Source organism: Silvanigrella sp. (assembly GCF_044369315.1).
Classification (GTDB): Bacteria; Bdellovibrionota_B; Oligoflexia; order Silvanigrellales; family Silvanigrellaceae; genus Silvanigrella.
Window position 1 is genome coordinate 1 of the sequence record NZ_JBIPMD010000255.1, and the last position, 4,474, is coordinate 4,474.

At 25.4% G+C, this 4,474-nt stretch carries 3 protein-coding genes; all 3 read left to right on the top strand.

Translation table 11 applies throughout. The annotated features are described in order from the left end of the window. The first annotated feature begins 282 nt into the window (after positions 1–282). Positions 283–2,694: a hypothetical protein gene (locus ACIQ56_RS14850; protein WP_397601824.1), complete on the top strand. Its 2,412-nt coding sequence runs from the start codon at positions 283–285 to the stop codon at positions 2,692–2,694. A gap of 42 nt (positions 2,695–2,736) precedes the next feature. Beyond that, the gene (locus tag ACIQ56_RS14855) at positions 2,737–3,033 is read left to right on the top strand and encodes a hypothetical protein (protein ID WP_397601825.1); all 297 of its coding nucleotides are present in this window, start codon (positions 2,737–2,739) and stop codon (positions 3,031–3,033) included. 228 nt (positions 3,034–3,261) lie between these two features. After that, the gene (locus ACIQ56_RS14860) at positions 3,262–4,368 is read left to right on the top strand and encodes a hypothetical protein (RefSeq protein WP_397601826.1); all 1,107 of its coding nucleotides are present in this window, start codon (positions 3,262–3,264) and stop codon (positions 4,366–4,368) included. Positions 4,369–4,474: the final 106 nt, after the last annotated feature.

The following is a 4,474-nucleotide window of genomic DNA, read 5'->3' on the forward strand; positions in this document are numbered from 1 at the left end:
GAAGTTTACTACAATCGTGTTAGAAAGCATTCGTCGAATGGATATCTGTCTCCAGTTATATTTGAAATAACTAGACCAATGAAAAAGGTCGGTTAATTGTGTCTATAAAATTGGGGGAAGATCATATTTCATTAATGGTAATCTATAGAAAATATTAATTTAATTAGATAAATCTTATTTACAAATTTAGATTATTTTATTAAGTCCAGTTTTGTTTTTTCATTTCTCAGCTTTTCTTCATGGAATAGATTTAAAATTTTTACAATATAACAGGATGTTACTATGAACAAAAAATTAATATCTGCTCTCACTTTATTTTTAATACCAATACAAAACTCATTTGGAATAAGCATATACGAAAATAAAAACAATTCTAATAATCAATGGGATCAGACATTTGATAAAATACCAGAAATTTCAGTCGACCAAGGTTCTATTGCGAAAGAAGAGTGGAATAAATTTAAAACAGTAATTGAAAACTATAAAAAATATAAAAGCGCTTCAGATAATTTAAATTTAAATCTAAAATCAAATTTAATGAAGCAATATTTTATCCCGATCCAAAAAATTATTTTAAAATACCATGCCAGTCTTATTCTTTTAGAGGAAACAGATAAGAAATATTTTCACAAAACATACCAGGGAAAATCAGCAGAAACTGTTTATAATGAAACCTTAAAAAATATAGAACCACTTCTTAATCAACTCATCAATCAATCTTTTTATTCTATTTTTTCCTTTTATTCACAACAAAATCAAAAATTTTTTCAAGAAGTAGAATTTAATTCCTGGATCAAAGCATATTGGCCAACTCTAAATAGCGAAAATAGAGCTGGGTTTGAAGCAACTCATTATTATATAGATTCAACTCAGTCTTTATTTGAGGAGGAAATATTTAATTCATTTATTGAACCTGGTGACGATAAATATGATTTTAAACAAATAGAGTATAAATTTAATGAATATTGGAACAATGCCAATACAAAACCATTTATTAGTTGGAAAAACACGACAAAATATTACAAATTTAAATACAATGACAACCCCAACTTAATGCAACTCTATATAAAAACCAATGAAAAACCTTCAATTCAATATATTGAACACCTTAAAAAACAAAAAAATCTTTCAGAAATTAAAAACAACTCTATCGATATTTATCAAAATTTAATAGATAAAATAAGTTATTTTAATAATAAAAAAAGCACAATTACAAATAAATATTTACTATTTCAAAATACAGAAATAAAAACATCAAAATTACAATCAAAAACATTAGATAAATGCATTTCAATTTCTAAAAACAGATTGTTAAGAATAAATAGAGACAATGATCTTGTTAATGGAATTTCTTTAAAAGCGACACCTTGTATTTTTAATGATAAATCACAGGATTGGATTTTTGTAAAAGAAAAAAATAATTCAAATGAATTTAAAATTTACTCCGCCCTTTATACAGGATATTGCATAGATGACTCAATTATTTATGGGAAAAGTATTACAAAGTGTCATCCTCAAAACCAAAGTCAAATTTGGCAAATGAATTCAAACCCGAAAAAATTCACTAATAAATTAACAAACCTAGTTCTACAGATAGATCATTTAGATCCAAAACAAAATTGGCAAACAAATAGCAATTTAATCAATAGACAATATCTTATTCTTTTTTCTTTAATACATGGTACAGAAATATATACAAGTAAAGATTGGAATAAAAAAGAAGTCATACTACCAATAATAGCAAACGCGATTTACATTAGCTATTTTATAAATCACTATCATTTGCCAAATAAATCAGAATGGTTTTTCAATAAAGTTAGTAAGATGAATTTATTTGAAACATTAACTTCCGCTTCTCAAAAAACAATAATAAAACTCTCACAGTTTAAATATTCAGAAATTTCTGAAATTGAAATAAATGAATTATTTCAAGAATTAAAAAATTCAAGCAATGAACTTTCTGAAATCCAAAAATTTAAAATTTCTCTTATAGGAATAAAAACATCTTATATTCAAAATAAATATTTATATCATATAGACGATAAAAAATTGAAAGATGATTTTTCAAAATTCTATTTATCACAATTTAATAACAATACTATAGATAATAATTTTGCGACCTATTTACCATTTCATATTACATCGGCTCCCTTAATAAATTATTATGAAGACACCTATTTTAAAATTAAAGATTTCTTTGATATTGTTGAAAAAAATGACGGTAAATTAACAAATTTAAATAATAATAAAATTCCGACTTACAGAGAAGTTTGGGACAAATGGTCAAATGGAGAATGGGAACCTTCTTCTGAATTTGAACAAATGCGCCAAGAAATTTCACAAATAAAGCAAGACATGCCTGAAGCTGATTTTGATAACCTCTTTCGAATGGCTCAGGACAGCAGGGTAATTGAAACTTTAAATAATCAAGGAGCACCCATTCGAATGAGCGATGGCTCAGGACCTTCTGGCTCTTATGCCGATGTTGGAGCTGAAGAAATAATAAACTTTGACGATGATTCCGCAATTGCTGCCGATTTAAATGAATTTGAAGAAATGGCGCAAGTTGTAGAGATGATCAATGATTTGGAAATTTTAGTGAATAATGTTCATATCAGCATACAAACCGTAAGTGAAATTGCTACAGCGACAACATCAATTGAAGCCATCGCAATAGGAACAATAATTCCATAAATAGATTATTAAAATTAAAAATGATCAAAGGAAATTTTTTATATGAATAAAAAATGGCTAAATATTTCCCCTTTTTCTCTACTATTTATTCAAAATTCTTATAGTATTAGTATAGAAGATGCTCAAAATAATTATTATGAAAATGAACGAATTCAAAAAGAATTACCACAAGATTCTGATCAAGGCTCGCTAGCCCATGATAGGTGGACTAAATTTGATAAAATAAAAATTCAATTTGAAAAATACAAAAATATTCATGAAAATATATATTTAAACACTAATAAAATATTAGACACCATTTATTTTAAATATATTAAAGAAAAACTATTAGAATATTAGGCAAGTTTAATTATAATTGAAGAAATTGATAAAAAATACTTCGAATCAACCTATCATGGCAAAAATGCTCAAACTGTATATTTAGAAACAATTTCGCAATTTGATATTTTATTTATTCAATGCATAAATCAATCTATATATTCTTATCTTTCCGCTTTTGAAAAAAAACATTCCTCAATAATAAATAAAATTGAGTTCTATTCTTGGTTTAAAGCATATTTCCCTAGTATGAACAAAGAGCACCGAGCTGGATTTGAGCCTGCACATTATTATTCAGATTCATTTCATACCATATTTGATCATGAAATATTAAGGCCATTTTTATTATCAACAGAAAATGAAAATTACGATTTTAAAATTTCAGAAATAAGTTTTGGAGAATATTGGAATAATGCCAATTTAAACCCATCTTTTAAGAAAGTAACTTCCGAAATAAAATTTAAATTTATTTTTAACAATGATCCAAAATTAATAAATATTTTTATAGATAAAAATCAAAATCCTTCATTAAAGATTATTGAAACGTTTAAAAATAAAAAATCTCTAAATCAGTTAAAATTAATTACAAATAATTTTAACTCATCAATTTTAAAATTAATTAATTCGACTCCTTATAAAGTAAATATTTTAAATTCTAAAAAAAATAATGCAATTACAAAAAATTTAATTTGGAGTCAGCAATTTAACCTTAACTATTTACAACCCCACAAAATAACATCATCATTAAATAAGAATTGCCTTGCTATTTCAGAATCAAATGATTTATTAACCAAAGTAAAATCTCAAAATAATCTTTCAATGAATTCAATCTCATGTTCTATTTCAGATAAAAGTCAAGATTGGATAATTGTTTTTGAAAAAATGAGATTTAAAGGATTTAGAATATATTCCGCATTGTATCCAGGATATTGCTTGAAAGAGTCAAGCGATCATAGCTTATCTTTAAGTACGTGTGATAAAGATTCAAAAAGCCAAATATGGACTTTTAACCGAATGTCTAATAAAATGAATGCATTAAAAAATGCAAAAACGGATCATTTTTTAAAAATTTCGGGTGATTTAAATGATCAAACTTGGATGTTCCAATACACAAAATCTAATTTAGATCGTACCTTGTATTCCTTAATTAATAAAAAAGAAACTTATTCTCTTAAAGATTGGTCTAATGGAAATAAAATTAAAAATGATTTAGCATATGCAATATATTCTGCTTTATTTATTCATAAATATAAATTAATAAGTCATTCCGATTTCTTTTTTAATAAAGTGACTCTCGCAAGTTGGTTTCAAGATTTTGATTATAAAACAAAACAAATTATGCCAGTTAAGAGTTGAGAAAGATATTGTGAAGATTGAAGAAATAGCTCCAATTTGTTAGTTAATTGTTGCTTAAAAAAAAGTAACAAAGGAGCTACCAATGGATTGGCAGAACCAACTCATC